Source organism: Streptomyces sp. NPDC026589 (genome assembly GCF_040638385.1).
In the GTDB taxonomy this organism is placed as follows: domain Bacteria; phylum Actinomycetota; class Actinomycetes; order Streptomycetales; family Streptomycetaceae; genus Streptomyces.
Map to the genome: position 1 here is coordinate 1 of NZ_JBEZYG010000007.1, position 25913 is coordinate 25913.

Below are 25913 nucleotides of genomic sequence, written 5' to 3' on the forward strand. Positions count from 1 at the left end.
GAATCGGCTTCCCAGCCGGTCATCTCCCAGCTCTCCCGTACGTACAACATCGACATCTCGATCCTCGGCGCCGCGATGGACACCGTCGGGCTCGCCGCTCGGTGCGTCCGGAACGGCTCAGCCGGAGCAGGCCGTGCGGCCCGCCTCCTGCCAGGCGCAGACCGGGCACAGCGTGGCGCCCTTCGTCGACTCCGGGTATTCGGTCGGCTCGCGGCACAGCACGCACTCGGCGTACGGAGGGCCGTCGGCTCCACCGCCCGGCGGGGCCGGTGCGATCGGCCCCGGGGTCTCGCAGTACGTGTCATCGGTGTCCACGCCCACGAGCCTACTCACCCGCGCCGGGCGGCGGTCCGGCAGACGAGGAACGTCACCGCCGCGGCGAGGACCACCGCCCCGAGCAGGGGCAGGACGGGCGGCTGGACCGTCCCGGTCCGGGACCCCGTGACCAGGGCGGTGACCGCGTGGCGCGCCGGGGATCCGGCGGTCACGAGGGCGAGGAGCGACCCGAGCACGGCCGCCGCGACGGACCAGCCCCGGCGGAGCGGCACCGGACGGGTGCTCAGCGCCCCCACGGCCGCGCCCAGCAGCACGCAGCACAGGACGGCGAGCAGTCCGGCGAGCGCGGCGGCCGGCCGGGAGACGGCGCGTGTCCCGTCGTCGGTGACCGGGTCGCTGATGAGCAGGACGACGGCGGTGGTCACCACGGCGAGCGCCGCCGCACAGCCCGCGGCGGTGAGCAGCGCGGCGAGGTGGACCCGCCGGGGTCCTGCGGCGGCCGAGGCCACCGTCCGGGCGGCGGGCGGCTCCTGGGTCACGCAGAGGTGTACGGCCCACGCGGTGACGGGCAGCACGGCGGCGGCCGCGACGCCGAGCGAGCCCAGCACGGGCTGCCCGCTCCGCACGCCGACGGCGAGGACGGCCGCGTACAGCAGGAGCGGCGCCAGCCAGCGCTGGGAGCGGGCGAGCAGGGCGGCCTGGTAGCGGAGGAGGGCGGTCATGGCGCTTCGGGCACCTCGGGGGCCTCGGAGGGCCTGGTCTGTACGGACGCCTGCCCGGACGCCTGGGCGGAGGCCTCGGCGGACGCCTGGGGGTAGGCCTGCGCGGAGGCCTCAGCTTCGGCCGGCCCGATTGCCGCGTCCGGCCCGGGCGCCTCCACCGGGGTGGGCGCCTCCGCCGGGGCGACCCGCCGGATGTGCCAGGGCGGACGGGCCGTGAGCAGGGCCGCCAGGAGCGCGTCGGAGTACGGCGTGGGGACGGTGAGGCGTACGCGGCCGGGGGTCGCGCCGGCCGGCCGCTCCCGGACCGGGTCTCCCGGCAGCGCCGCGGGCAGCGGTGCGCCGGGCGGGCCCTCGGCCTCGATCAGGACGCGGGGGCCGGGGGCGGGGCCCGTCGGCGTCGGGGCCGTCGCCCGGTGGACCCCGCCGCCCCCGGTCCGCAGGGTGAGGTCCGCCGCCCCGGCGAGGCGTCGCGGGTCGTGGTCGACGAAGACGACGGTGGCGCCCGCCGCGACGCGTTCCGCCACGGCACGGTCCAGCTCGCCGCGGGCGGCGGTGTCGAGGCCGGTCCAGGCCTCGTCCAGGACCAGCAGATCCGGTTCGGCGAGCAGCGCCTGGGCGACGGCGACCTTCTGGCTGGTGCCCTTGGAGAGTTCGGCGAGCGGGGTACGGGCGTGTTCCGCCGCCCCGAACCGGGTCAGCCACTCCCCCGCCCGCCGCTTCGACTCGGCGCTCCGCAGCCCGTGGATCCGGCCGAGGTGGACGAGGTAGCCGGTGGCGGTCAGGGGCAGCGCCGCCGGGAAGCGCTCGGGGACGTACGCCGTGCGGGTCCGGCGGCCGGTGATCCGCCCCTCGGCGGGAGCGTCGACCCCGGCGAGCAGCCGCAGCAGGGTCGACTTCCCCACGCCGTTGCCCCCTTCGACCCGGACCAGCGTCCGCTCGGGCAGCGCGAGGTCGACCCCGCGCAGCACCCAGGCGCCGCGGAGGCCGTACCGGTGGCCCACGCCCTTCAGTTCCACGGTCAGTTGGAGGTCTTCTCCGGCCTGGCCTCGCTCGGCCGCACGATGACGAAGCCCTCGCCCTGGAGCATCAGCTGGACGGCCTCGCCGGATCCGCCGCGCACCATCGAGCCGACGCTCTGCGAGCGGTTGAGGCTGGTCGTGAGCTGCTGGCTCCAGCCGACGACCGCGTCCGTGTCCACGTACACCGGCTGGGCGCCGGTCACAGGAATCACGATCGGGGTGCCCTCACACATCAGGCCGAGCTTGCCGTAGCCCGTGAACACGCTGTTGAAGAGGCCGCCGCCGACCATTCCGGCGCCCTTCACGGTGCTGATCTCGTAGGAGAGCGTGGGGTCGAAACAGAGGACGTTGCGGCCGTTGATGGTGATGGAGTCGCCCTGGTCCAGCTCGACGATGAAGCAGTTCGCCGCCTCGTGCGCGAACCACGCCTCGCCCTGACCCCGGACGGCCATGAGCGCCAGGCCCTCGCCCGTCACCGCGCGCTTGAGCATGCCGCCGATGCCCTGGCCCTTGCGCTCGAACTGGAGGTTGCCGCGGAAGGCGATCATCGAGCCCTGCCGGGCGTGCATCTCCCCGTTGACGGCGTACTTGATCGATTTGGTGTTCTGCAGGGTCATGCCGGGGGCGGTGGCCGGCTGGGCCATGTGCTCGCTGGAAAAGAGATCGCTCTTCATGCGGAGCATCCTCACCCGGACCTGGTCGTTCCGCCAAGCAGGTGACGGGGCCGGCCTGGCAGACTGGGACGGTGACCAGCGATGACACCCCCGCCCCCGCCCCTGAGAGCCCGTTCCACGACGGTCCGGCCGACCGCGACCAGGCGCGGCAGTTCGTGCTGCCGCTCGTGCTCCACCTGGAGAAGACGGACCCGCCCGCCCGCACCGACGCGCTGCGCAGCGCCGCCCGTGCGGTGCTGACGATCCTCTCCGACGAGCGGTCCCTGGGCGACGGCGAGTGGTCCGGGGCGATGCGGGACTGGCAGGACGCCCGGATCCGCAAGGTCGTACGGCGGGCGCGCGGCGCGGAGTGGCGCAAGGCCGCGGCGCTGGACGGCATCACGGTGACGGGTGAGGACGGCGCGGAGGTACGGGTGTTCCCGCCGATCCCGCTGGACGGCTGGCCCAAGGAGCTGGCCAAGCTCCAGGTGTCGGGCACCGATCTGGAGGATCCCGAGCCGCCCGCGGCGCCCGATCTCTCCGGCCCGGTGCTGTGGCTCAACCCGGAGCTGGACATGTCGGCCGGCAAGACGATGGCGCAGGCGGGGCACGCGGCCCAGCTCGCCTGGTGGGAACTGTCCGACACCGAGCGCAAGGCATGGCGCGAGGCCGGCTTCCCGCTCTCCGTCGCCACTGCCGGTGCGGAGCGCTGGCGGGAGCTGACGGTGAGCGGGCTGCCGGTGGTGCGCGACGCGGGGTTCACCGAGATCGCCCCGGGGTCCTGCACGGTGATCGCCGACCACCCGGCGCTGCGCCGCTGAACATTCCTCGTTCCTTCCCCGCCTCCCCGCTCGGCGCGGTCGCGTTCCCGGTCGGGTGCCCGGTGCCGCCCACGATGAGTCCGACGCCCTGACGGGGGCTGCGGTCCGGGAACCTCAAATCCAGCTCTGAACGTCTCCCCGGTCGGGTTCATCGCCGCCTGACGGGGCCATGACCCCTGAACAGAACGAGGTGTGCGGCAGGGGGACGGGGGAAACGCCATGGAACTGGGCATCGGCATCGGCTGGCGGCCGGAGATCGCGGACGAGGTGGAGGCGCTGGCAGGGATCGACTGGGTCGAGGCCGTCGCGGAGAACCTCTGCGCCGACCATCTCCCGGACTCCCTCCTACGGCTCCGGGAACGGGGCGTGCGGGTCGTACCGCACGGGGTGGCGCTCGGGCTCGGCGGCGCCGACCGACCGGACCCGGCGCGCCTCGCCTCCCTCGCGGCGCGCGCCGAGCTGCTGGGGACGCCGCTGGTGACCGAGCACATCGCCTTCGTACGGGCCGGGGGACCGCTGACCGCGTCGCCGAGGCTGGAGGCCGGGCATCTGCTGCCGGTGCCGCGCACCTGGGACGCGCTGGACGTGCTGTGCGAGAACGTGCGGATCGCGCAGGACTCGCTGCCGGTGCCGCTCGCCCTGGAGAACATCGCGGCGCTGATCACCTGGCCGGACGAGGAGCTGACCGAGGGGCAGTTCCTGGCGGAGCTGGTCGAGCGGACCGGGGTACGGCTGCTGATCGACGTGGCCAACCTGCACACCAATCACGTCAACCTCGGCCAGGATCCGGCGAAGGCACTGGACGAGCTGCCGGTGGAGGCCATCGCGTACGTCCATGTGGCGGGCGGGGTCGAGAGGAACGGCGTCTGGCACGACACGCACGCCCACCCGGTGACCGCTCCGGTCCTTCAGGTGCTGGCCGAGCTGCGCTCCCGGGTCGACCCGCCGGGCGTGCTGCTGGAGCGCGACGACGCCTTCCCGCCGGCCGCGGAGCTGGCGGGCGAGCTGGACTCGATCCGGGCGACGCTGCGGGACGCCACTCCCCCGGTGGAGCCGCGTCCCGCGACCCGGGACGCGGCACGTTACGGGGGCGGGAACGGAGACGGTGGGGGTGGCGACGGGGGCCGGACGCCGGCCGCCCCCGTGCCGGCCGGGACCCGTGACCGTACCGCCGTCGCGCAGACCGCGCTGCTCTCCTCACTGGTGGCGGGCACCCCGGCCCCCGAGGGCTTCGATCACCGGCGGCTGCGGGTGCAGAGCCGGGCGCTGGCCGCCAAGCGCGCGGACGTCGTCGCGAAGGTCGCGCCGGAGCTGCCGGAGATCCTCGGCGACGGCTATCGCGCCGCGTTCCTCGCGTACGCCGGGGGCCGCCCGATGTCCGGCGGTTACCGGCGCGACGCCCTGGACTTCGCCGAGCACGTGCTCATCACGGGCGGCCCCGCCGATCCGGTGGCGCGGCGCCGGCTGACGTACTGGTGGCAGGACCGGTCGGGCGCCCGGCCCCCGCGCCGTACCACCCGTCTGGTCCGGGCGGCCCGTGCCGCCCTCGTGAGGAAGGGAACGCCGTGAACGTGCTCGCGCTGCTGGTGACCCTCGCGGTCGTCGTGTCCACCACGCTCCTCATCACGAAATCGGCCGTCTCCCGGTCCCGCATCCCGTCGGCCGGCCGCTTCCCCGTCGTCCACGACGTCTACGAGGCGGCCTTCCTGACCGGCGGTCCGGCCGGGGTCGCGGACACCGCGCTCACCGCCCTGCACACGGACGGCCGGGTGCTCATCGGCGGTCCCGGCATCATCTCGGTACGCTATGCGCGGGCGAACGACCCGGTGGAACGCGCCGTGTTCCAGGAGCTGTCCACCGCTCCGAGCGGCGCCCTGCACCTGGTGCGGGACGCGCTGATGCGCCACCCGGCCGTGCAGGAGATCGGTGACGGGCTGGCGCGGCGGGGCCTGCTGGTTCCGCCCGGCGAGGGCCGCCCCGTACGACGGTGGGGGCTGATCCAGGGAGTGAGCTGCTTCGTCGCACTCCCGCTGTCGATCGTCCTCACCGTCCTCCAGTACGTGACGATGGACGCGAGCCTGAGCATGCCGGTCCCGTTTGTCCTGAAGGTGCTGCCCGCGATCCTGCTCGGCGGGATCAGCGGACTCGTCATCGCCTCGGCCGCGGCCAACCGGATCACCGGAGCGGGCCGCCGGGCCGCCCAGGCGTGCCGGGCCGCCCGGGTCCACCCGGAGACCCCGGCCCACCTGGTCGCCACCCGGGGGCTGCGCGCGCTCCCGGACCGGGCGCTCTGGGAGCAACTGGTCGCGGCGAGCCGCCTGACCGCGTCGGCGAGGCGGTCGCGTTCCGGCCTGGCGGGGAGCGGGTGGCCCGGGTACGCGGGGAGTACGGCGGGGGCGTCGGACCTCGCGGTGGCGACCGTCTGGTGCGCCGCCTCCAGTCCCGGCGGATCCAGCTGCGGGGGCTCCAGCGGGGGTGGCTCCGGATCGAGCTGTGGAGGCGGCTCCAGCTGCTCTTCGGGGTCCGCGGGCGGAGGCAGCGGCGGATCGAGCTGCGGGGGCTCCAGCTCGGGAGGTTCGAGTTGCGGCGGAAGCTCGGGCGGGTCGAGCTGCGGCGGGGGCGGCGGTTCCTGAACCGGGCCCGCCGCCCCGGCAGCTGACCGCCCATCGGAGTCATGGTTCCGGACATGCTCGGGCGGTGCTGGACTTCACCGTCCCGCCCGCCCGACCATCCCTCTCCGCATCCGCAGAGAGGCACCGCGCGTGAGAACTGCTGCGCTGTACACATCGATCGGCTCCCTGGTCCTGTCCGCCCTGGCCGCCGCTCCCGCCGGGGCCTGGGAGAACCGGGGCTCCGCCGAGGCCCGGGGCACCGCGATCGCCGCCGCCCGCGCCACGGCCGCCGGGATCGATTTCGTCTCCTGCCCGGAGAAGGAGATGCTCCCGGACTCCCTGAAGTGCGGCACGGTGAAAGTGCCCCTCGACTACGCCGAACCGGACGGGGAACAGCTCGAACTGACCGTCAGCCGCACCGGGGCCACCGGCCCGGCCGAGAGCAGGCAGGGCGCGTTCGTCTACAACCCGGGCGGTCCCGGCGCCTCCAGCATCACCTTCCCGATGGCCGGGGAGCTGCCGGAGTGGAAGGAGATCGCCGAGGCGTACGACCTGGTCGGCTACGCCCCGCGCGGGGTGAACGGTTCCTCCGCCCCGCTGACCTGCCAGGACCCGGCGGCGTACACGAAGGGCCCGACCGACGCGCCGACGCACCCGACCCGGGAGTACAAGGAGCGGCGCGTCGCCCGTGCGAAGGCGTACGCGCAGGGCTGCGCGAGCCACGCGGGCGAGACACTGCGGCACTACACGTCGCTCAACAACGCCCGTGACCTGGACGTCCTGCGGGCCGCGCTCGGTGAGGAGCGGCTGACGTTCATGGGGGCGTCCTACGGGACGTACTTCGGCGCGCTGTACGCGACGCTGTTCCCCTCCCACGTACGGCGCATGGTCTTCGACTCGGTGGTCGACCCCGACCCGGAGCAGATCTGGTACCGCTCCAACATGGGCCAGTCGCTGGCCTTCGAGGCGCGCTGGGAGGACTTCCGCCGCTGGGTGGCCAAGCACGACGACGTGTACCACCTGGGGACCACCCCGGAGGCAGTGCAGACCCACTACGACGAGGTGCGCGCCGAGCTGGCGGAGAAGCCCGCGGGCGGGAAGGTCGGGCCGGGGCAGCTGCACTCGGCGTTCCTGGGGGCCGGCTACTACGACGACTACTGGGCGATGCGGGCGACGGCGCTCTCCGAGTACGTCCGGGGCAACCCGGAGCCGCTGGTCGCGCAGGCCTCCCCGCGTGCGGTGGCGGCCAAGGACAACGAGAACGCCCAGGCGGTGTACACGGCCGTCGAGTGCAACGACGCGCCCTGGCCCGAGGCGTTCGAGGTGTGGGACCGCGACCACACGGAGCTGGCGCGCGTCGCGCCGTTCGAGACCTGGGACAACGCCTTCGCCAACCTGCCGTGCGCCTTCTGGCCCGCGCCCCGGCAGCGGCCGCTGGAGGTCGGGACCCGGTGGGGCGAGCTGCCGCCGGTGCTGATCCTGGCGGCGGAGCGGGACGCGGCGACCCCGTACAAGGGGGCGCTGGAGCTGCGGAAGCGGCTGCCCGGGTCGTCGCTGGTGACCGAGCGGGACGCCGGGACGCACGGCATCGGCGGGGCCGGGAACACCTGCGTCGACGACCACCTGCGCCGGTATCTGCTGACCGGTGAGGTGCCGGGGCGGGGTGCGGACTGCGCCGCGCACCCGGAGCCGAACCCGGTGTCGCTGGACTGAGGCCGGCTGTCGGCGGGGCGGTACGGAGCGGGGGCCGCCGCACCATGACGGTGCGACGGCCCCCGAAGCCGAACCCGGTGTCGCTGGAGGAGCGGACGGCACGATCGGTGCCCGGTGCCCGCCCTTCTGATCTTCCGGGTTGGGGTGGTGCGGGACTCGCTGGTTATGCGAGCCCGGCCACCAGGTCTGCGACGCTCTTCCTGCGGCCCGTGTAGAACGGGACCTCCTCGCGCACGTGGAGACGTGCCTCGGAGGCACGCAGGTGACGCATCAGGTCGACGATGCGGTACAGCTCGTCCGCCTCGAAGGCGAGGACCCACTCGTAGTCGCCCAGCGAGAACGAGGCGACGGTGTTGGCGCGGACGTCCGGGTAGCCCCGGGCCATCTTGCCGTGGTCCGCGAGCATGCGGCGGCGGTCCTCGTCAGGCAGCAGGTACCAGTCGTAGGACCGGACGAAGGGGTAGACGCTGATGTAGTCGCGCGGCGTCTCGTCGGCGAGGAACGCCGGGACGTGGGACTTGTTGAACTCGGCCGGGCGGTGCAGCGCCATGTTCGACCAGACCGGGTCGAGGGCACGGCCGAGCTTGGTGCGCCTGAAGAGGTTGTACGCCTCCTGGAGCTCGTCCGAGGTCTCGGCGTGCCACCAGATCATGAGGTCGGCGTCGGCCCGCAGCCCGGACACGTCGTAGGTGCCGCGGACGGTGATGTCCTTGGCCGCGAGCTGGTCGAACAGCTCCTGGACCTCGTCGGCGTATCCCGCGCGGTCCAGCGGGAGCACATCGCGCAGTTTGAAGACCGACCACAGGGTGTAGCGGATGACCTCGTTGAGGTCCTTGGCCTTCTTGCCGGCGTTCGGACTCTTGCTTGATGTCACAGTCTCAGGGGCACTCATACGGCTATTGTCCCGCCTCGCTCCCCGTGCCCCGAACCAGGGTCGACGTGGCGATGATCTCTCCCGTCGTCCCGCCCGTCGTCCCTGCCGTGAGCTTCCCCGTGATCTCCCCCGCGATCTCGTCGGCCGCGCGGCGCGCGCTCGCGATGCAGGCGGGGATGCCGACCCCGTCGTAGACCGCGCCGCAGACCCGCAGCGCGGGGAGCTTGGCGACCTCGTCGCGGATCCGGGCGACCCTTGCGAGGTGGCCCACCGGGTACTGCGGCAGGCCGCCGATCCAGCGGGTGACCTCGGTGTCCACGGGGCGGGCGGTGAGGCCGGTGGCGGCGGCGAGGTCGCGCAGGGAGACGGCGACGAGCTCCTCGTCCTCGCGGTGCAGATGGTCCTCCTCGCCGTACCGGCCGACGGAGGTACGGAGCACGAACAGGTCCGGGGCGCTGTCCGCGACCCACTGCCACTTGTTGCTGGAGAAGGTGGACGCCTTGATCGTGTGGCCGTCGACCGGCGGTACGAGGAATCCGGAGCGGCCGCGCAGGGCCTCGTACCGCTCGATGTCGGCCCGCCGGAAGGCCAGGGTGACCAGGGCCATCGAGGCGTACTCGACGCCGGACAGCTCGGCGGACGCGGCCGGGGACTCGGCGGCCAGCAGTGTGCCGGCGGACCAGGCGGGGGTGGCCAGGACGATGCCGTCGGCGGCGAGCGTCCGGGTGTCGGTGCGGACGGCCCAGCCCGACTCCGTACGGGTCAGGCCGAGGACGGGGGTCTCCGTGAGGATCTCGCCGCCGGCGGCCCGTACGGCGTCTGCGACGGCGGCGGGGAGGGTGCCGATGCCGCCCTCGATGCCCTGGAAGACGGGTCCGCTCTGCTGCCGGGCGGCGGCCCGCTCCTGGATGCGGCGTACGCCGTCCAGCAGCGGCCCGCCCTCCTTCACCGCCTCGAAGAGCTGGGGGACGGCGGCGCGCATCGAGATCCGGTAGGCGTCGCCGGCGTAGACCCCGCCGAGGAGGGGCTCCACCAGCCGGTCCACGACCTCGCGGCCGAGCCGGTCGGCGACGTACGCGCCGACCGCGACGTCGTCGCCGACGGGGGTCGGGGTCAGGTCGCGCTCCTCGGCGATCCGGGCCAGGCCCTCGGGGGACAGCACATCGCCGAGCACCGCCGGGTCGCCGGGGACGCCCATGACGTGCCCCTGGGGCATGGGGCGCAGCGCGTCGCGCGTCCACAGCGAGGCGGTGGCGGTGGCGGGCGGCTGGAGGCGGTCGGCGAGGCCCACCTCGCGGGCCAGGGCGACCGCCTCGGGGCGCCGGGCGAGCATCGACTCGGCCCCCAGGTCGACCTGGACGCCCGCGACCTCGCCGGTCATGAGCTTCCCGCCGAGCCGGTCCGTCGCCTCCAGGAGGGTGACCCGCAGTCCGGTGGAGACCAGGTGGTGGGCGGCCGCCAGGCCGGCGATGCCGCCGCCGACGACGACGACGTGGCCCGGGGGCGTTTCCGCACGCTGTTGAGAACGCTGCATGGGTCCACTCTCTCAAACCCGTACCGCGTCCTGACCGTGACCACTTCGAAACCGCCCACCGGCAACCGGCCCCGGGGCGGCCGCGTCGAACCGGAACCATCAACCACCGTCCTGGGGGGACCAGTTATGGAATTGGGCAGCAGAACCGATCGATCCTTCGCCCGTGGACGGGCCGCCCTCGCCGCCGGGGTGCTCGGCCTCCTGCTCGCCGTCGGCGGCTGCGGGGCGTCGGGCGACGCCTCGGGCGGCGCGAAGGCGGCGGACAGCAAGTACGCGCCGCCCGGGGAGCAGGAGGGAGCCGGCGCGGACGCGGACGGGGCCGCGTCGTCGGCCGAGGAGCGGGCGGACGGGAAACCGGCCGGGGCGAAGGCGGCGCCGAAGCCGGGGGCGGCGGCCACCCATGTCATCCGTACGGCCACGCTCTCCGTCGAGGTGAAGAACGTGGCGAAGGCGGTCGCCGCCGCGCGCGGTGCGGCCGAGAGCGCGGGGGGCCTCGTCGCGACGGAGGAGACCGAGCGGCTCGACGACACGTACGAGACCTCGCACCTGGTGCTGCGGGTTCCGCAGGACCGGTACCAGGAGGTCCTGCGGGAGCTGGCCGGTTCCGGGAAGCTCCTGTCGCGCACCTCGGACGCGAAGGACGTCACCGACCAGGTGGTCGACGTGGACAGCCGGATCGCCACGCAGCGCGCGAGCGTGGCGCGGGTGCGGGAGCTGATGGACCGGGCGGAGAAGATCAGCGACGTGGTCGCCCTGGAGGGCGAGCTGAGCAGCCGTCAGTCCGACCTGGAGTCGCTGCTCGCCCAGCAGTCGAGCCTGAAGGACCGCACCTCGCTGGCGACGATCACCCTGGACCTGACGCCGCCGGACGCCCCGGACGACGACGGGCGGGAGGAGGACACCGGGTTCCTGGACGCGCTGGGCGGCGGCTGGGACGCGTTCGTGACGGTGCTGCGGTGGATCGCGGTGGCGTTCGGGGCCGCGTTCCCGTTCCTGCTCACCGCCGCTCTGGCGCTGGTGGGGTGGCGAGTGCTGCGGGCCCGGCGGGCGGCCCGCAGGGCCCCGGCGGCGCCCCGGCAGGAGCCGGAGGGCGCTCCGGCTCCCTGACCGCCGTAGCGTGGGGCTCCGACGTGGTGAATCGCCCGATCGGCGATTCGGCGAAAGGGGACCCGGCATGGCAGCGGAACGACTGGTGGTCATCGGCGGTGACGCGGCGGGCATGTCCGCCGCGTCACAGGCCCGCAGGCTGAAGGCGGCGGACGCGCTGGAGATCGTCGCCTTCGAGCGCGGCCACTTCACGTCGTACTCCGCGTGCGGCATCCCGTACTGGGTGAGCGGTGACGTCGCGGCGCGCGACGACCTGATCGCCCGCACCCCCGAGGAGCACCGGGAGCGGGACATCGATCTGCGGATGCGGACCGAGGTGACGGAACTCGACGTGCCCGGGCGGCGGGTGAAGGCACTGGACCGGGAGAGCGGGAAGACGTACTGGACGGGCTACGACAAGCTGGTGATCGCCACCGGGGCCCGTCCGGTGCGCCCGGCGCTGCCCGGTATGGACGCGCCCGGGGTGCACGGGGTGCAGACCCTGGACGACGGGCAGGCACTTCTGGACTCGCTGGACGCCCTGGGCGCGCGGGAGAGCCGCCGGGCGGTCGTCGTGGGCGCGGGGTACATCGGCGTCGAGATGGCCGAGGCGATGCTCAAGCGGGGCTTCGAGGTGACCGTCCTCAACCGGGGCGAGCAGCCGATGGCGACACTCGACCCGGACATGGGGCGGCTCGTCCACGACGCGATGGACGGGCTGGGCATCACCACGGTCAACGGGGCCGCCGTGACCGGGATCGTCACCGGTCCGGACGGGCGGGTGCGCGAGGTGGCGACGGACGCGGGGAGCTATCCGGCGGACGTGGTGGTCCTCGGCATCGGCGTGGAGCCGGAGACGGCGCTGGCGCGCGAAGCCGGGCTGCCGGTGGGCCCGCACGGCGGGCTGCTGACGGATCTGGCGATGCGGGTGGTGGGCCACGAGAACATCTGGGCGGGCGGCGACTGCGTGGAGGTCCTGGACCTGGTGGCGGGCCGGACCCGGCACATCGCGCTGGGCACGCACGCCAACAAGCACGGCCAGGTGATCGGTTCCAACGTCGGGGGCGGCTACGGCACGTTCCCGGGCGTGGTCGGTACGGCGGTGAGCAAGGTCTGCGACCTGGAGATCGCCCGGACCGGGCTGCGGGAGAAGGACGCCCGCGCGGTCGGGCTGCGCTACGTCACGGCGACCATCGAGTCGACGCAGCGGGCCGGCTACTACCCGGGGGCGAGGCCGATGACGGTGAAGATGATCGCGGAGCGCCGTACGGGCCGGCTGCTCGGGGTGCAGATCGTCGGCCGTGAGGGGTCGGCGAAGCGGGTCGACGTGGCGGCGGTGGCGCTGACGGCCGGGATGACGGTGGAGCAGATGACGGCGCTCGACCTCGGCTACGCCCCGCCGTTCTCGCCGGTCTGGGACCCGGTGCTGGTGGCCGCCCGCAAGACGGTGACGGCGGTGCGGGGCGCGGGGAGCTGACGGCGGGTCCCGGGGCGCGGGCCCCGGGACCGTTCGCTCAGCGCGCGGTCTGCTCGTGGACGTGACCCACGAGGCGGGTGAGCGCGTCCGGGTCCATGTTCGGCATGACGCCGTGGCCCAGGTTGAAGATGTGGCCCTCCAGGCCGGCGGCGGCGTCCAGCACCTCGCGGGTCTTCTCCTCGACGGCCGGGGTCGGCGCGAACAGCACCGCCGGGTCGAGGTTGCCCTGGAGCGCCTTGCCGGGGCCGACGCGGCGGGCGGCCTCGTTGAGCGGGACCCGCCAGTCGACGCCGACGACGTCCGCGCCGGCCTCGCCCATCAGGCCCAGCAGCTCGCCGGTGCCGACGCCGAAGTGGATGCGGGGGACGCCGTAGGGGGCGACGGCGTCGAAGACCTTCGCGGAGGCGGGCAGCACCGCGCGGCGGTAGTCGGCGGGGGCCAGCGCGCCGACCCAGGAGTCGAAGAGCTGGACGGCGGAGGCGCCGGCCTCGATCTGCACCTTGAGGAAGGCGCCGGTGATCTCGGCGAGCCGGTCGACGAGGTCGGCCCAGAGGCGCGGGTCGCCGTACATCATGGCCTTGGTGCGCTCGTGGTTGCGCGAGGGGCCGCCCTCGACGAGGTAGCTGGCCAGCGTGAAGGGGGCCCCGGCGAAGCCGATGAGCGGGGTGGCGCCCAGTTCGGCGGTGAGCATCCCGATGGCCTCGGTGACGTACGGGACGTCCTCGGGGGTGAGGTCGCGCAGCCGGGCCAGGTCGGCGCGGGTGCGGATCGGCTCGGCGATGACGGGGCCGACGCCGGGCTTGATGTCGAGGTCGATGCCGATGGCCTTCAGGGGCACGACGATGTCGCTGAAGTAGATCGCGGCGTCGACCTTGTGGCGGCGTACGGGCTGGAGGGTGATCTCGGCGACCAGCTCCGGCATCATGCAGGAGTCGAGCATCGCGATGCCCTCGCGGACCTTCAGGTACTCGGGCAGCGAGCGCCCCGCCTGGCGCATGAACCAGACCGGCGTGTGCGGGACGGGTTCGCGGCGGCAGGCCCGCAGGAACGCCGAGTCGTGGGTGGCGTGGCGGACCGCGTCGAGGCTGGCGGAGGTCGTCGTCTGCTGGCCCGAAGGGCTGTCGTTGGCACTCACGCACAGAATCTTCGCACGCGCGCCGAAGGAGCCCGGCCCCGCACGGGTGTCTCTCCCTGCGCGGGGCCCGGCTTCCGCCTACTCTTCCCCGCATGGCTCCGGCTCAGGGACAATTTTCCGATCATTCCGACGGCGTTGACAGCAAGGACCGCGCGGAGGGGCCTTCCGTGCCGCCCGCGTTCCTGACGGCGGTCGACGCGCTGCGCTCCGCGCGGCTCCGACCGGAGCTGGAGGTGGAGGTGACCAGGCCGCCCCAGCGGCTCGCCCCGCACGCGTACGCCATGGAGGCGGCGGTGGTGGACGGCGAGGACGATCTCGCGGACGGCAGACTGGTCCTGCTGCACGATCCGGCGGGGCACGACGCCTGGCAGGGCGCGTTCCGGCTGGTGACGCTGGTCCGGGCGGAGCTGGAGCCGGAGATGGCGGCGGACCCGCTGCTCCCGGAGGTGTGCTGGTCCTGGCTGACGGGTGCGCTGGACGCGCGGGGCCTGTCGTACGGAGAGGCCGGAGGGACGGTGACGCGCGCCGGATCGCACTACTTCGGTGCGCTGTCCACGCGCCGCCCGGCGACGCAGATCGAGATCCGGGCCTCGTGGACGCCGAGGGAGTCGCGCGGCGGAGTGCCGGACACGGCGTCGCACCTGATGGCCTGGGGTGATCTGCTGTGCCAGATCGCGGGGCTGCCGCCGTCGGATCCGGCGGACGCGGCGGTGGTGACGTTGCCGCAACGGCGCGGGCCGCAGGTTTCGTAACACTCCGTCACCCGTTTCGCACAAGCACCGGCTCTCTTTTCGTACAATCGATCGCGCGTCCTATTTGCCCGAATTGTTACGCATCAAATAGCGATCTTCCCCTAAAGGAGGACGGGTCCGCTGCCGAAGAGGTCAATGACCCTTCAAGCACGGTTCGCCCCCGGCTTCACCCCCCGAGCCGGCCCGTCCCGCCACTCCCCCAGGAGGCCTGGTGTCCGTTCTCCTTGAGCAGCCCGCAAGCCTGGTCGCCTACCGCCCGAACAAGCCGACGGCCATGGTCGTCGTGGCCGACCCGCGCGTCCGTTCCACCGTCACCCGCCATCTGTGGGCCCTCGGAGTACGTGACGTCATCGAAGCGTCGTCCATCGCGGAGGCACGCCCCCGCGTCGGCAACCCGCGCGACATCTGCATTGCCGACGTCCACCTGCCCGACGGTTCCGGGCTGACCCTGTTGTCCGAGACCCGCGCCGCAGGCTGGCCCAACGGTCTCGCCCTCTCCGCCGCCGACGACATCGGCGCCGTTCGCAACGCCCTCGCGGGCGGCGTGAAGGGCTACGTCGTCACCGGCACCCGAACCAACATCGGCCACCCCTCCCGCCCCGGCGTCGCACCCATCGGCGCCAACGCGGCCCGTATGCACCGCAGGCCTCCCGGTTCCCCGAGCCACCCGGGCGGCTACCGCGAACTGTCCGGACGTGAGGTGGAGGTGCTCCGCCTGGTCGCCGAAGGCCAGTCCAACAAGGCCATCGGCGTCTCGATGGGCCTCTCCGCCCTGACCGTCAAGTCCCACCTCGCCCGCATCGCCCGCAAGCTCGGCACCGGAGACCGTGCCGGCATGGTCGCGGTCGCCCTGCGGACGGGCATCATCCACTGACCGCACCCCGCCGGGACGTGCACCGATGCGCCTCCGGCTGGAATACGCGCATGGCCGCCCGTCGACGGAACGTTCCGTCGACGGGCTCCGTGCATACACAGATACCCTTGACACGTGACCGACGCCCAAGAGACCGCAGCAGACAGTTCACTGCGAACCACCGGGGGCGCTCCCCCGGACGACGTCGCCCCGGCGCCGATCCCCTTGCTCGAACCGCGCGAGGGCGTTCCCCCGGTAGTGACGTCCGACGACGCCCTCGCCGGGGTGATCGCGGCCTTCGCCGCGGGCACCGGCCCGGTGGCCGTCGACGCCGAGCGCGCCTCGGGGTACCGCTACGGCCAGCGCGCCTACCTCGTACAGCTGCGCCGCGAGGGCGCGGGCAGCGCCCTGATCGACCCGGTCGGCTGCCCCGACCTCTCCGGCCTCGGCTCCGCGCTGTCCGGCACGGAGTGGATCCTGCACGCGGCGACCCAGGACCTGCCGTGCCTGCGGGACATAGGCATGACCCCCACCTCGCTGTTCGACACCGAGCTGGCCGGACGGCTCGCGGGCTTCCCGCGCGTCGGCCTCGGCGCGATGGTGGAGAACGTCCTCGGATACGCCCTGGAGAAGGGCCACTCCGCGGTCGACTGGTCCACCCGCCCGCTGCCCGAGCCCTGGCTGCGCTACGCCGCGCTCGACGTGGAGCTCCTGATCGACCTGCGCGACGAGCTGGAGGAGGAGCTGGAGCGGCAGGGCAAGCTGGAGTGGGCCCGGGAGGAGTTCGACGCCATCGCCTCCGCCCCGCCGGCGCCGCCCCGCAAGGACCCCTGGCGCCGCACGTCGGGCATGCACAAGGTGCGCCGCCGCCGTCAGATGGCCGTCGTCCGGGAGCTGTGGACCGCCCGTGACCAGGTCGCCCAGCGCCGCGACGTCTCCCCGGGCAAGGTGCTCGGCGACGCCGCGATCATCGAGGCCGCGCTCGCGCTGCCGGTCGACGTGCAGGCCCTGACCGCGCTGCCGGGATTCGGCCACCGCATGGGACGCCGTCAGCTGGAGCAGTGGCAGGCCGCCGTGGAGCGGGCCAAGGCACTGCCCGAGACGGCGCTGCCGCAGCCCGGTCAGCAGCCGGCCGGACCGCCTCCCCCGCGCTCCTGGGCCGACAAGGACCCGGCCGCCGCCGCCCGGCTCTCGGCCGCCCGCACCGCCGTCTCCGAGCTGGCCGAGCGTCTCCACATGCCCCAGGAGAACCTGATCACCCCGGACACCGTGCGCCGGGTCTGCTGGGAGCCGCCGAAGAACCCGACGCCGGGCGCCGTCGAGGACACCCTCGCCGGATACGGGGCGCGGAACTGGCAGATCCAGCAGGTCGCCCCGCTGCTGGTGCGGGCGCTGGACGCCTCCTGATACACCCGTTGCGCCCGTTCCCGTGACGCAGCGAACACCCCCGGTCACCGACCGGGGGTGTTCCGCTTTCCCGGCCCTGTTCACGGACCGAACCGATGGTCGAAATCGCGCCAGGTTCAGGGCCCTTTCTCCCGCCGCGCGGCTGCTGGGGCGGCCCGTACCGGGCGCCGGGACGGCGATTATCGGGGCGCCGGGGCGGTGTGACCTTCGACGCTCCGGCCGTGAGGGGTGGGCAGTCTGGTTACCCGCAAGTAGCATGAGGGCAGGCGGCGCGCCCCCGCGGCGTGCCCCGCAGCAGTGCCATCCCGCACCCTGGAGGAGAGCCACCGTGCCTCGTACCATCCGGGACGTCGTCTTCGTCGACGGCGTCCGCACCCCGTTCGGCAAAGCGGGCCCCAAGGGCATCTACCACGAGACCCGCGCCGACGACCTCGTCGTGAAGGCCATCCGGGAGCTGCTGCGTCGCAACCCGGACCTGGACCCCAAGAAGATCGACGAGGTCGCCATCGCCGCGACCACGCAGATCGGGGACCAGGGCCTCACGCTGGGCCGCACCGCCGGAATCCTGGCCGGTCTGCCGCAGTCCGTCCCGGGCTACTCGATCGACCGCATGTGCGCGGGCGCGCTGACCGCTGTCACCTCGACGGCCGGTTCCATCGCCTTCGGCGCGTACGACGTCGTCGTGGCCGGCGGCGTGGAGCACATGGGCCGCCACCCGATGGGCGAGGGCGTCGACCCGAACCCGCGCTTCGTCTCCGAGAAGCTGGTCGACGAGTCCGCCCTGTTCATGGGCATGACGGCGGAGAACCTGCACGACCGCTACCCTACGATCACCAAGGACCGTGCCGACGCGTACGCGGTGCGTTCGCAGGAGAAGGCCGCCAAGGCGTACGCCAACGGCAAGATCCAGCAGGACCTGGTGCCGGTCTCGGTGCGCCGCACGAACGCCGATGTCGGTGAGACGGGCTGGGGCCTGGTCACCGCCGACGAGCCGATGCGCCCGGGCACCACCATGGAGTCGCTGGCCGGTCTGAAGACCCCGTTCCGCGCCCACGGCCGCGTGACGGCCGGTAACGCCGCGGGTCTCAACGACGGCGCCACCGCCTCCCTGCTCGCCGCCGAGGACGTCGCCCGCGAGATGGGCCTCCCGGTCAGGATGCGCCTCGTCTCCTACGCCTTCGCGGGCGTCGAGCCGGAGGTCATGGGCTACGGCCCGATCCCGGCGACCGAGAAGGCGCTCGCCCAGGCCGGTCTCTCCATCGGGGACATCGGTCTCTTCGAGATCAACGAGGCGTTCGCCGTGCAGGTGCTCGCCTTCCTGGAGCACTACGGCATCGCCGACGACGACGCCCGCGTCAACCAGTACGGCGGCGCGATCGCCTACGGCCACCCGCTGGCCTCCTCCGGTGTCCGGCTCATGACGCAGCTGGCCCGGCAGTTCGAGGAGCAGCCCGAGGTCCGCTACGGCCTGACGACCATGTGCGTCGGCTTCGGCATGGGCGCCACGGTCGTCTGGGAGAACCCGCACTTCAACGCCGACGGAGGCAACAAGTGAGCTCCACCGCTGAGCTTCTGAAGGGTGCGGCCGAGCTGTTCCCCGGCGAGGTCGTCACCCAGGCGCACGTACGTCACCTGGACCTGCCGGCCGGCGCGGGCAACTTCGCCCTCATCACGCTGGACAACGGCCTGGACCACACCAAGCCGACCACCTTCGGACCGCAGTCGCTGGCGAACCTGAACGCCGCGATCGACCAGGTCGAGAAGGAGGCGTCCGAGGGCACCATCACGGGCGTCGGCATCACCGGCAAGCCGTTCATCTTCGCCGTCGGCGCCGACCTCAAGGGCGTCGAGCTGCTCGGCCGCCACGAGGACGCGCTGGCCATCGGCAAGGGCGGCCACGACGTCTTCCGCCGCCTGGCCGGCCTCGCGGTCCCGACCTTCGCGTACTACAACGGCGCGGCCATGGGCGGCGGTGTGGAGGTCGGTCTGCACTGCACCTACCGCACCGTCTCCAAGGCGCTCCCGGCGTTTTCGCTGCCCGAGGTCTTCCTCGGCCTGGTCCCGGGCTGGGGCGGCTGCGCGCTCCTGCCGAACCTGATCGGCGCGGACCGCGCGGTCTCGGTGATCATCGAGAACTCGCTCAACCAGAACCGTCAGCTCAAGGGCAAGCAGGTCTTCGAACTCGGCATCGCGGACGCGCTGTTCGAGGGTGCGGACTTCCTGGAGCAGTCGCTGGTCTGGACCGCGAACGTGCTCAAGGGCACGGTCGAGGTCGAGCGTGCCGAGGTCGACCGCGGCGAGGCCTGGGACCAGGCCGTCGCGCGCGGCCGGGCCATCGCCGACTCCAAGGTGCACGGTGCGGCCCCGGCGGCGTACCGCGCGCTGGACATCATCGCGGCGGCGAAGGACGGCGACCTGTCCGCCGGCTTCGACGCCGAGGACCAGGCGCTGGCGGACCTGATCATGGGCGGCGAGCTGCGCAGCGGCATCTACGCCTTCAACCTGGTCCAGAAGCGCGCCAAGCGCCCGGCCGGCGCCCCGGACAAGAGCCTGGCCCGCCCGGTCACCAAGGTCGGCGTCGTGGGCGCTGGTCTGATGGCCTCGCAGCTGGCGCTGCTGTTCCTGCGCCGCCTGGAGGTCCCGGTCGTCCTCACCGACATCGACCAGGAGCGCGTCGACAAGGGTGTGGGCTATGTCCACGCCGAGATCGAGAAGCTGCTCGGCAAGGGCCGCGTCAACCAGGACAAGGCCAACCGCCTCAAGGGCCTGGTCTCGGGTGTCCTCGACAAGGCCGAGGGCTTCGCGGACGCGGACTTCATCATCGAGGCCGTCTTCGAGGAGATCGGCGTCAAGCAGCAGGTGTTCGCGGAGGTCGAGGCGGTCGCCCCGGCGCACGCGATCCTCGCCACCAACACCTCCTCGCTGTCGGTGACCGAGATGGCGTCGAAGCTGAAGAACCCGGAGCGGGTCGTCGGCTTCCACTTCTTCAACCCGGTCGCGATCCTCCCGCTGCTGGAGATCGTGCGCGGCGAGCGGACGGACGACGCCTCGCTGGCGACGGCCTTCGGTGTGGCCCGCAAGCTGAAGAAGACCGCGGTCCTGGTGAAGGACGCCCCGGCGTTCGTCGTCAACCGCATCCTCACCCGCTTCATGGGCGAGATCCAGAACGTCATCGACGAGGGCACCCCGGTCGAGGTCGCGGAGAGGGCCGTCGAGCCGCTCGGCCTGCCGATGTCCCCCCTGGTGCTCCTGGAGCTGGTCGGCCCGGCCATCGGTCTGCACGTCTCCGAGACCCTGAACCGCGCCTTCCCGGAGCGCTTCACGGTCTCGCAGAACCTCGCGGCGGTCGTGAAGGCCGGCAAGCGCGGCTTCTACGTCTACGATTCCGGCGCTCCGGTCCTCGACCCCGAGGTCGCCGCGCTCCTCAAGCAGGGCGACACCGTCCTCACGGAGGAGCAGACCCGCGACCGTGTGCTCGACGCGGTGGCGCAGGAGATCGGCCTGATGCTGGACGAGGGCGTCGTCGCCGAGGCCCAGGACATCGACCTGTGCCTGATCACCGGCGCGGGCTGGCCCTTCCACCTGGGCGGCATCACGCCGTACCTGGACCGTGAGGGCGTCTCCCAGCGGGTGAACGGCAAGCCGTTCCTGGCGCGGGGCGTGGCGAGCGTGCCGGCGTAACGCTCGACTGCACTACGGACGGGCCGTACGGGATGATCTCCCGTACGGCCCGTTCCCGTCGTTACCAGGTCCCGCTGAACGGCCTGTGGTTACACACCTCGCCGCACTCCTCGCGGGAACTGCCCGCTGTGCGGATGGTGCTGTTCTCCGGTATCCCGACGACCTTGAAGGTCACGGCGGCGGGGGCGGACTCCTGCGCGCCGAAGAGCGCGATGACCTCGACGGCGTGGTGTCCCGCCCGCCAGCGGTGTGCGTGCGTGTAGTGCCACTCGCCCTTCTCGTCCACGGCGGTCGCGCCGATCAGCCGGCCTGCCTCCATCAGCACGACCTTGGTCGCGCCTGGTTGCGTGCGTCCGGCGAAACGAACCTTCGGTCCCGAGAACTTGTTCTCCTTCGGCGCGGTGATGACGGTGGGCTCGACACCGGCGAGCACCCGGAAGTGCTGCTCGACCGTGGGGGAACACCCATCCGCCCGGAGAGCGACACACTGGACGGCGTGCTCGCCCGGGGCCCACTCGACGGCTCGACGCCAGATCCACTGGCCGGCCGCGCCCACACCCGTACCCCCGATGTACTGGCCGTGTTCGAAGAACAGCAGGTAGTCCGTTCCCGGCGCGGCGGTTCCCGCGAACTTGGTCATGGGGCCCACGGTGGCGCCGGCGACAGGCCGGGCGAAGGTCGGCGCGCCTCCTGTACGCGTTCCGTAGTTCAGAGCCGATTCGGGCGACTGGACCGTGAACTCCTGGGAGACCGCCGGCAGCCCTTCGGGCTCCATGAGCGCCGCGATGTCCACGTCGGCCCGGCTGAGCACGTTCCGTTCGACCAGACCGGCGACGACGAGACGAGCCACCTCGTAGGCGCCCGGGTGGTTCAGATGGCTGGAGTCGATGTTTCCGTCCGGGTGCAGGGGGTGTTCGCCGGCGTCGACCCAGCAGAAGTACTGGCGCAGCCGGGTCGGTCCGATCCTGGCCCACAGACTCATCGTGATACCGGTGAGGTCGATCAGCGGTACGCCTCGGTCGGCGGCCACCTCCGCCATGGCCCGGGGATACTCTCCGCGGGTGTTCTTCACCTCGCCCGTCGCGGAGAAGGCGTAGCGCGCTGTGGGGGTGACCATGACCGGCACCCCTCCCTCGCTTCGGATGTAATCGCTGAAGAGCCCGAGGAGTTCCTGGTATTCGGGAATGGGCACGTACCGCATGCCGTTGTGGATCATGTGGTCCACACCACCGAACCCGATCAGGACGATGTCCCCGGGACGCATCCGGTTGAGCAGTCCCGCGAAGCGTTCGGTGTAGTACTTGCGCGTGGTCATCGCGCTGCGCGCGTAGTTCGCGACATCGGTCGGGCCGACGAGCAGCTCCTGTATCTTCTGCCCCCAGCCGGCCATGGGGGCTTCCTCCTCCGTGCGCGGCGCCGGAACGGAATCCCCGAGGACAAATATCGTGCGGTTCATTTCATCCCCATTCAAGGATTTCTAGCGGTCGACCACGTTCATGGCCATGGCTCCTGATGCGGAGCAGTACGGACGCACACGGACAGGCTTGGCCGGGTGGAAACGGACAAATTCTGACGTCTCGTCCCCCACGACGGGTACGGCGGGGTACACGAAGGCGCTCTTGACGTCCGGGAAGTCCTCCAGGAGGTGGCAGACACGGATCTTGCGCCAGTTGTCGGGCTCGGGCTGGAGCCACCAGTCCCAGTCCTCCCAGCGGTCGAGCCGATGGTCCACGACCTTGCGGACCGGCACGTCGACGCTGAAGGCATTGCCGCCGAGCACCCGGACGGGAACGGTGAAGTTGGCCGAGTGCGGGCCGCGGCGGCTGACCACGAAGAGGGCGCCGGGCTGAATCCGCCCGGCGCCGCAGAGGACACCGGTCACCGTGATGCCGTGCTCGTCGACGGCGACGGAGGTCGACTCGACGTGGTCCTGCCTCAGCACCGTACGGAGCATCAGCTTTCCGTTGGGCTGGGCGTAGGGGAGGTTCCAGCCCACGACCGCGGACCCGGCGCCGGTCAGTACGGTCGTGCGTGCGCCGATCAGCTTCCGGGTGTCCCGGATGCCGGCCTTCATGTGGACACTGGCCGACTTGGCCGAGGTCATGGTGACACGCCACCTGCCGTCGCCGAGGGCGTCCAGGGCCGAGGGGGTGATGGCGGCCGTGTAGCGCGTTCCGCCGTTCGCGAGCGGCTTGCGGGTGGTGCGCAACGGCATGTCCGGCAGGCGCTTCCCGTCGGACGGATTGTGCCGGAGCGTGAACTGCCAGCGGTGTTTGCCGTCCTGCGGGCCGCTGGCGGAGAACCTCAGCCAGCCCGCGTCGTCCGCCGTGACGTCGACCGGCGTAGCGGTGAGCGGGACGGGCGGCGACACGATCGGCTGCCCGCCGGCGGCTGCCTTGGAACCGGACGGCGCCCGGTAGCCCCGGTCCACGGAGGACCGTCGGCGTACGGCGTCCTCGAAGAGTTCCTCGTAGCGGGCCGCGACCGCCTCCGGGTCGTAGCGCGTGGAGTTGCGCAGGGCTGCCGCGCTCATCTCCCGGCGGAGTCTGTCGTCGGACATCAGCACGCGCAGGCCGTGGGCGACGGCCTCCGCGTCCTCGGTACGGACGAGCAGGCCGTCCTCCCCGTGGCGGAGGATCTCGCGTGGGCCGACGGGGCAGTCGGTGGACACGACGGGCAGTCCGCAGCGCATGGCCTCCACCAGCGTCATGCCGAAGGACTCGGCGCTGGAGGTGACGGCGGCGATCGAACCTTTGGCCCACTCGGACTCGATCGGCGAGAATCCCCCCATGAGCAGCGCGCGGCCGGCGAGACCCAGCTCCGTGACGAGGGATCGCAGCTTGCCGGCCTCACCTCCGTCGCCGTAGATGCGCAACTGCCAGTCCGGGAACTCGTCGGCGAGCATGCCGAAGGCGCGGATCAGCAGGTCGTAGCGCTTGACGTGATGCATGCGGCCGGCGCTGACGATGACCTTGTGCGCACCGTCCGAGGGTTCCACCGCGGGCCGGGGCACGCTGTTGGGAATGCCGACGACGGGGATGCCCGGCACCGGGGTGTTCTCCAGGAACGAGCGGGCGTCGGCCTCGGTGACCGTTGTCACGGCGTCGAGCCGGGGATAGACACGTGCCATTTCGGCCCGGACCGCCGGGGGGATCGCCAGATGCGTCATGTGCTCCTGGGCGACACGCAGCGCCGAGTCACGGGTGTGCTGTGCGACGAAGAGATTGAGGCTGGGCCTGGTACCCACCACCACGTCCGCGGTGGTCCGGCTCAGGTCCTGGATGATCCGTGTGTCGGTGAACTTGCTGTACTGGGCGTAGAACTCCTCCTGGCGCGGAACGACGCCGCTCGGCTCGTCGCTGCCGCTCGCCTTCAGATCCGCCGAACCGGGACGGAGGTCCACCAGGGCCCGCACGGTGATCCGCGGCGAGATCTCGAATTTCGTCGCGGTGGTCCGTCTGAAGACCGAGACGATCTCGATGTCGTGCCGTGCCGCCAACGCTTCGGCCAGATTGATCACCGTACGGTTGGTACCGCCGATGCCGTAGATGTTGTTGATCAGGAACGAGATCTTCACCGCGCTTCGAGTTCCTTTCGCTCGAAGGGGCTCGGGACCGGAAAGTAGGAGTCGAGAAAAGATTTCAGCATGAGAGTCTGCTTGTTCACTTCGAACGTGTCGGAGACCGTGTCGTTGATGCAGAAGGCCTGGCGGTCGCGCCGGGCCAGCAGGATGCCCAGCCTTCTGGAAATCTCGGGCTTCGCCAGGTCGAGGTAGGCGAAGCTGATGTCGGAGGGCACGGCACGTCCCGTGAAGTACGCGTAGTAGTGGTAGAGCGAGGAAGGGATCGAGATGTCCGTCGCACTGCGGAACCTGCTGTGCGAAGTCATGTGGTACGCCTCGGCGAGTTCCTTCTCCATCTCGTAGAGAACACTGCGTCGCAGCGCGTAGGGCGCATGTCGGAGCTTCTGAACGATGGCGGATCCGAAGTTGTCGAGGATGATCTTCCTGTTGTTCTTCCCGGCGGCGTCGACGGGCCGGTCCCCATCGCTGAGGTCCCGCCTGGGAACCTGCGAGGGAGAGAAGAAGGTGCGGGTCATTCCGTTCGACAGGAAGAAGTCGCTGGGCGTGGTCGGGCACCCCAGGAACATGTCGTCATTGAAATACAGGAAGTGCTCGGACAGACCGTCTATGTGGTGCAGTTGACTCTCGATGGCATGCGAGTTGTACGTCGGCAGCGCGACCGGGTCGTGAAATATCTCGGAGTGGTCGACCACCGTGATCCGGGGGCTCCGCAGGCTGAGCCACTCGGGTGTCTGCCGGTCGGTCACCAGGTAGACGTGCCGCACCCATGGCGCGTTCTGCTCCAACGCGCGTAGAGAGTAACGGAGTTCGTCGCGGCTGATGTACCGGGCCGCGTTCGCCGCTTCGGCGTGGTAGCCACCGTCGGTGAACTGTGCTCGCCGCTGCCGCCACTCGGGGGAAGACCCGTCCACCCAGGTGTAGACGACATCGACGGGGAACCTTACGTCCTCCGGCAGGGCGTCGGCACACGCCTCGATCGTGCGCAGCGACCGGGTACGGCGGGTGTGCAGGGCTGCGAACCCGGTCAGCCGGCTGATCGGGACGCTGACCCGCGGCTCGTCCAGCGCCACGTCCTCGGTGATGCGGTTGGGACGGGGGGCCACCAGTCGGCCGTCCTCGGGACGCCAGAACTCGATGTCGCAGCCGTAACGGAGGCCGAGCACCAGGGAGTTGCCCGGGTCCGCCCAGACCATGCCGGTACGCAGCACCGCGGCCTGCCGCCCGGTGCGCGCGCCGCGCGACGAGCCGCAGAGGGACGATCTGCCCACGAGCCGCTCCCCGGAACAGGCCGAGAGGTAGACGGGCGCGGTGCCGCGTGTGGTCGCCAGAGCGGCGACAACGCGCTCCCGGTCTGTCTCCGCGACCGCGAGGACCGACCTGAAGTCGGAGGCGCCCCGGACCGCGAAGTAGTCGATCCCGGCGCCCTCGAAGAGCGAGACGATCAGTTCGAGGTTCGCTTCCCGCAGACCCAGCGGGGAGGCGGTGGAGCGTACGAGCGCGATCATGCCGCCCCGGCCCGAGAGGACCGCCAGCCGCTCCGAGGCCCCGAAGAGGTGGGGCCAGCGGCTTCGCGCCCGGCGGCCCCGGACGAAACGCGCGACCAGGGTAAGGATGTGGAGACGGCGCAACAGCCCCTTGACTCCGCTGCGCAGACGCATGGGAACGCGGTGGGCGACTCGCCGCCTCAGGGAGCGCGGAACGAAGGTGCGGTATAT

General features: G+C 72.1%; 21 protein-coding genes and 1 pseudogene. 12 read left to right on the forward strand and 10 right to left on the reverse strand.

All coding sequences use genetic code 11. From position 1 onward, the window contains the following. Positions 1–87: pseudogene (locus tag AB0F29_RS13695) on the forward strand (NIL domain-containing protein); the annotation flags it as partial. Between the two features lie 30 nt (positions 88–117). Here AB0F29_RS13695 and AB0F29_RS13700 read toward each other — a convergent pair. The 4 genes from AB0F29_RS13700 to AB0F29_RS13715 are packed head-to-tail and all read right to left on the reverse strand — an operon-like array spanning position 118 to position 2691. Continuing rightward, a complete protein-coding gene (locus tag AB0F29_RS13700) occupies positions 118–321 on the reverse strand; it encodes a hypothetical protein (RefSeq protein ID WP_361871169.1) in 204 nt (67 codons plus the stop codon). Positions 322–329: 8 nt separating this feature from the next. Beyond that, positions 330–998 carry an ABC transporter gene (locus tag AB0F29_RS13705; protein WP_361871171.1) on the reverse strand — a complete coding sequence of 223 codons (669 nt, stop codon included), beginning with the start codon at positions 996–998 and terminating at the stop codon, positions 330–332. Continuing rightward, positions 995–2014 carry an ATP-binding cassette domain-containing protein gene (locus AB0F29_RS13710; RefSeq protein ID WP_361871173.1) on the reverse strand — a complete coding sequence of 340 codons (1020 nt, stop codon included), beginning with the start codon at positions 2012–2014 and terminating at the stop codon, positions 995–997. Before AB0F29_RS13710 ends, AB0F29_RS13705 begins: the two co-directional genes overlap by 4 nt. 2 nt (positions 2015–2016) lie before the next feature. Then, positions 2017–2691 (reverse strand): AIM24 family protein, encoded by a 675-nt coding sequence (locus AB0F29_RS13715; protein ID WP_361871175.1) that lies wholly within the window; start codon positions 2689–2691, stop codon positions 2017–2019. A 71-nt stretch (positions 2692–2762) separates the two neighbouring features. On the opposite strand from AB0F29_RS13715, the gene AB0F29_RS13720 reads away from it, so the two are divergent. The 4 genes from AB0F29_RS13720 to AB0F29_RS13735 all read left to right on the forward strand — a co-directional run bounded on the left by AB0F29_RS13720 (position 2763) and on the right by AB0F29_RS13735 (position 7816). Then, complete coding sequence (locus tag AB0F29_RS13720) at positions 2763–3491, forward strand: peptidyl-tRNA hydrolase (RefSeq protein ID WP_361871178.1); 729 nt, start codon at positions 2763–2765, stop codon at positions 3489–3491. A 219-nt stretch (positions 3492–3710) separates the two neighbouring features. Continuing rightward, positions 3711–5060 (forward strand): DUF692 domain-containing protein, encoded by a 1350-nt coding sequence (locus tag AB0F29_RS13725; RefSeq protein ID WP_361871180.1) that lies wholly within the window; start codon positions 3711–3713, stop codon positions 5058–5060. Continuing rightward, positions 5057–6124, forward strand: coding sequence for a TIGR04222 domain-containing membrane protein (locus AB0F29_RS13730; protein WP_361871183.1), 1068 nt, complete (start codon positions 5057–5059; stop codon positions 6122–6124). The genes AB0F29_RS13725 and AB0F29_RS13730 overlap by 4 nt, the downstream gene beginning before the upstream one ends. Before the next feature lie 129 nt (positions 6125–6253). Next, positions 6254–7816 carry an alpha/beta hydrolase gene (locus tag AB0F29_RS13735; protein WP_361871185.1) on the forward strand — a complete coding sequence of 521 codons (1563 nt, stop codon included), beginning with the start codon at positions 6254–6256 and terminating at the stop codon, positions 7814–7816. Between the two features lie 163 nt (positions 7817–7979). Here AB0F29_RS13735 and hemQ read toward each other — a convergent pair whose 3' ends face one another. Together hemQ and hemG are read right to left on the reverse strand one after the other, a co-directional pair. Next, complete coding sequence (hemQ, locus tag AB0F29_RS13740) at positions 7980–8708, reverse strand: hydrogen peroxide-dependent heme synthase (protein WP_026290345.1); 729 nt, start codon at positions 8706–8708, stop codon at positions 7980–7982. 4 nt (positions 8709–8712) lie between these two features. Beyond that, positions 8713–10224, reverse strand: coding sequence for a protoporphyrinogen oxidase (hemG, locus tag AB0F29_RS13745; RefSeq protein WP_361871187.1), 1512 nt, complete (start codon positions 10222–10224; stop codon positions 8713–8715). Positions 10225–10350: 126 nt separating this feature from the next. On the opposite strand from hemG, the gene AB0F29_RS13750 reads away from it, so the two are divergent. Both AB0F29_RS13750 and AB0F29_RS13755 read left to right on the forward strand, forming a co-directional pair. Continuing rightward, a complete protein-coding gene (locus tag AB0F29_RS13750; RefSeq protein ID WP_361871190.1) occupies positions 10351–11331 on the forward strand; it encodes a DUF4349 domain-containing protein in 981 nt (326 codons plus the stop codon). 67 nt (positions 11332–11398) lie between these two features. After that, on the forward strand, positions 11399–12787 hold the full coding sequence (locus AB0F29_RS13755; RefSeq protein WP_361871192.1) for an FAD-dependent oxidoreductase: 1389 nt from the start codon (positions 11399–11401) through the stop codon (positions 12785–12787). Between the two features lie 37 nt (positions 12788–12824). On the opposite strand, the gene hemE is transcribed toward AB0F29_RS13755, so the two are convergent. Further along, on the reverse strand, positions 12825–13922 hold the full coding sequence (hemE, locus tag AB0F29_RS13760) for a uroporphyrinogen decarboxylase (protein ID WP_361871195.1): 1098 nt from the start codon (positions 13920–13922) through the stop codon (positions 12825–12827). A 92-nt stretch (positions 13923–14014) separates the two neighbouring features. On the opposite strand from hemE, the gene AB0F29_RS13765 reads away from it, so the two are divergent. The 5 genes from AB0F29_RS13765 (at position 14015) to AB0F29_RS13785 (ending at position 20615) form a co-directional block, all read left to right on the forward strand. Beyond that, complete coding sequence (locus AB0F29_RS13765; protein ID WP_361871198.1) at positions 14015–14674, forward strand: DUF3000 domain-containing protein; 660 nt, start codon at positions 14015–14017, stop codon at positions 14672–14674. 211 nt (positions 14675–14885) lie between these two features. After that, entirely contained in the window at positions 14886–15548 is a 663-nt protein-coding gene (locus AB0F29_RS13770) for a response regulator transcription factor (RefSeq protein ID WP_018956913.1), read from the forward strand. A 114-nt stretch (positions 15549–15662) separates the two neighbouring features. Then, positions 15663–16934 carry an HRDC domain-containing protein gene (locus AB0F29_RS13775; RefSeq protein WP_361871199.1) on the forward strand — a complete coding sequence of 424 codons (1272 nt, stop codon included), beginning with the start codon at positions 15663–15665 and terminating at the stop codon, positions 16932–16934. A gap of 328 nt (positions 16935–17262) precedes the next feature. After that, the gene (locus AB0F29_RS13780) at positions 17263–18489 is read left to right on the forward strand and encodes an acetyl-CoA C-acyltransferase (RefSeq protein WP_361871202.1); all 1227 of its coding nucleotides are present in this window, start codon (positions 17263–17265) and stop codon (positions 18487–18489) included. Then, the gene (locus AB0F29_RS13785; protein ID WP_361871204.1) at positions 18486–20615 is read left to right on the forward strand and encodes a 3-hydroxyacyl-CoA dehydrogenase NAD-binding domain-containing protein; all 2130 of its coding nucleotides are present in this window, start codon (positions 18486–18488) and stop codon (positions 20613–20615) included. Before AB0F29_RS13780 ends, AB0F29_RS13785 begins: the two co-directional genes overlap by 4 nt. A gap of 61 nt (positions 20616–20676) precedes the next feature. On the opposite strand, the gene AB0F29_RS13790 is transcribed toward AB0F29_RS13785, so the two are convergent. From AB0F29_RS13790 to AB0F29_RS13800, 3 genes are read right to left on the reverse strand one after another with little or no spacing between them, the layout of a single operon-like run. Further along, on the reverse strand, positions 20677–22071 hold the full coding sequence (locus AB0F29_RS13790; protein WP_361871207.1) for a GDSL-type esterase/lipase family protein: 1395 nt from the start codon (positions 22069–22071) through the stop codon (positions 20677–20679). A gap of 21 nt (positions 22072–22092) precedes the next feature. Then, positions 22093–24192, reverse strand: a complete 2100-nt coding sequence (locus AB0F29_RS13795) for a glycosyltransferase family 4 protein (protein ID WP_361871210.1) — start codon at positions 24190–24192, stop codon at positions 22093–22095. Next, positions 24189–25856, reverse strand: a complete 1668-nt coding sequence (locus tag AB0F29_RS13800; protein ID WP_361871212.1) for a stealth family protein — start codon at positions 25854–25856, stop codon at positions 24189–24191. Before AB0F29_RS13800 ends, AB0F29_RS13795 begins: the two co-directional genes overlap by 4 nt. Positions 25857–25913 lie beyond the last annotated feature (57 nt).

Excerpts from the sequence above, each read along its gene's own strand:
- AB0F29_RS13800 (WP_361871212.1), bottom strand. The coding sequence starts at position 25,856 with ATGCGTCTGCGCAGCGGAGTCAAGGGGCTGTTGCGCCGTCTCCACATC.
- hemG (WP_361871187.1), bottom strand. The coding sequence starts at position 10,224 with ATGCAGCGTTCTCAACAGCGTGCGGAAACGCCCCCGGGCCACGTCGTC.
- hemQ (WP_026290345.1), bottom strand. The coding sequence starts at position 8,708 with ATGAGTGCCCCTGAGACTGTGACATCAAGCAAGAGTCCGAACGCCGGC.
- AB0F29_RS13750 (WP_361871190.1), top strand. The coding sequence starts at position 10,351 with ATGGAATTGGGCAGCAGAACCGATCGATCCTTCGCCCGTGGACGGGCC.
- AB0F29_RS13715 (WP_361871175.1), bottom strand. The coding sequence starts at position 2,691 with ATGAAGAGCGATCTCTTTTCCAGCGAGCACATGGCCCAGCCGGCCACC.
- AB0F29_RS13755 (WP_361871192.1), top strand. The coding sequence starts at position 11,399 with ATGGCAGCGGAACGACTGGTGGTCATCGGCGGTGACGCGGCGGGCATG.
- AB0F29_RS13790 (WP_361871207.1), bottom strand. The coding sequence starts at position 22,071 with ATGAACCGCACGATATTTGTCCTCGGGGATTCCGTTCCGGCGCCGCGC.
- AB0F29_RS13765 (WP_361871198.1), top strand. The coding sequence starts at position 14,015 with ATGGCTCCGGCTCAGGGACAATTTTCCGATCATTCCGACGGCGTTGAC.
- AB0F29_RS13705 (WP_361871171.1), bottom strand. The coding sequence starts at position 998 with ATGACCGCCCTCCTCCGCTACCAGGCCGCCCTGCTCGCCCGCTCCCAG.
- AB0F29_RS13725 (WP_361871180.1), top strand. The coding sequence starts at position 3,711 with ATGGAACTGGGCATCGGCATCGGCTGGCGGCCGGAGATCGCGGACGAG.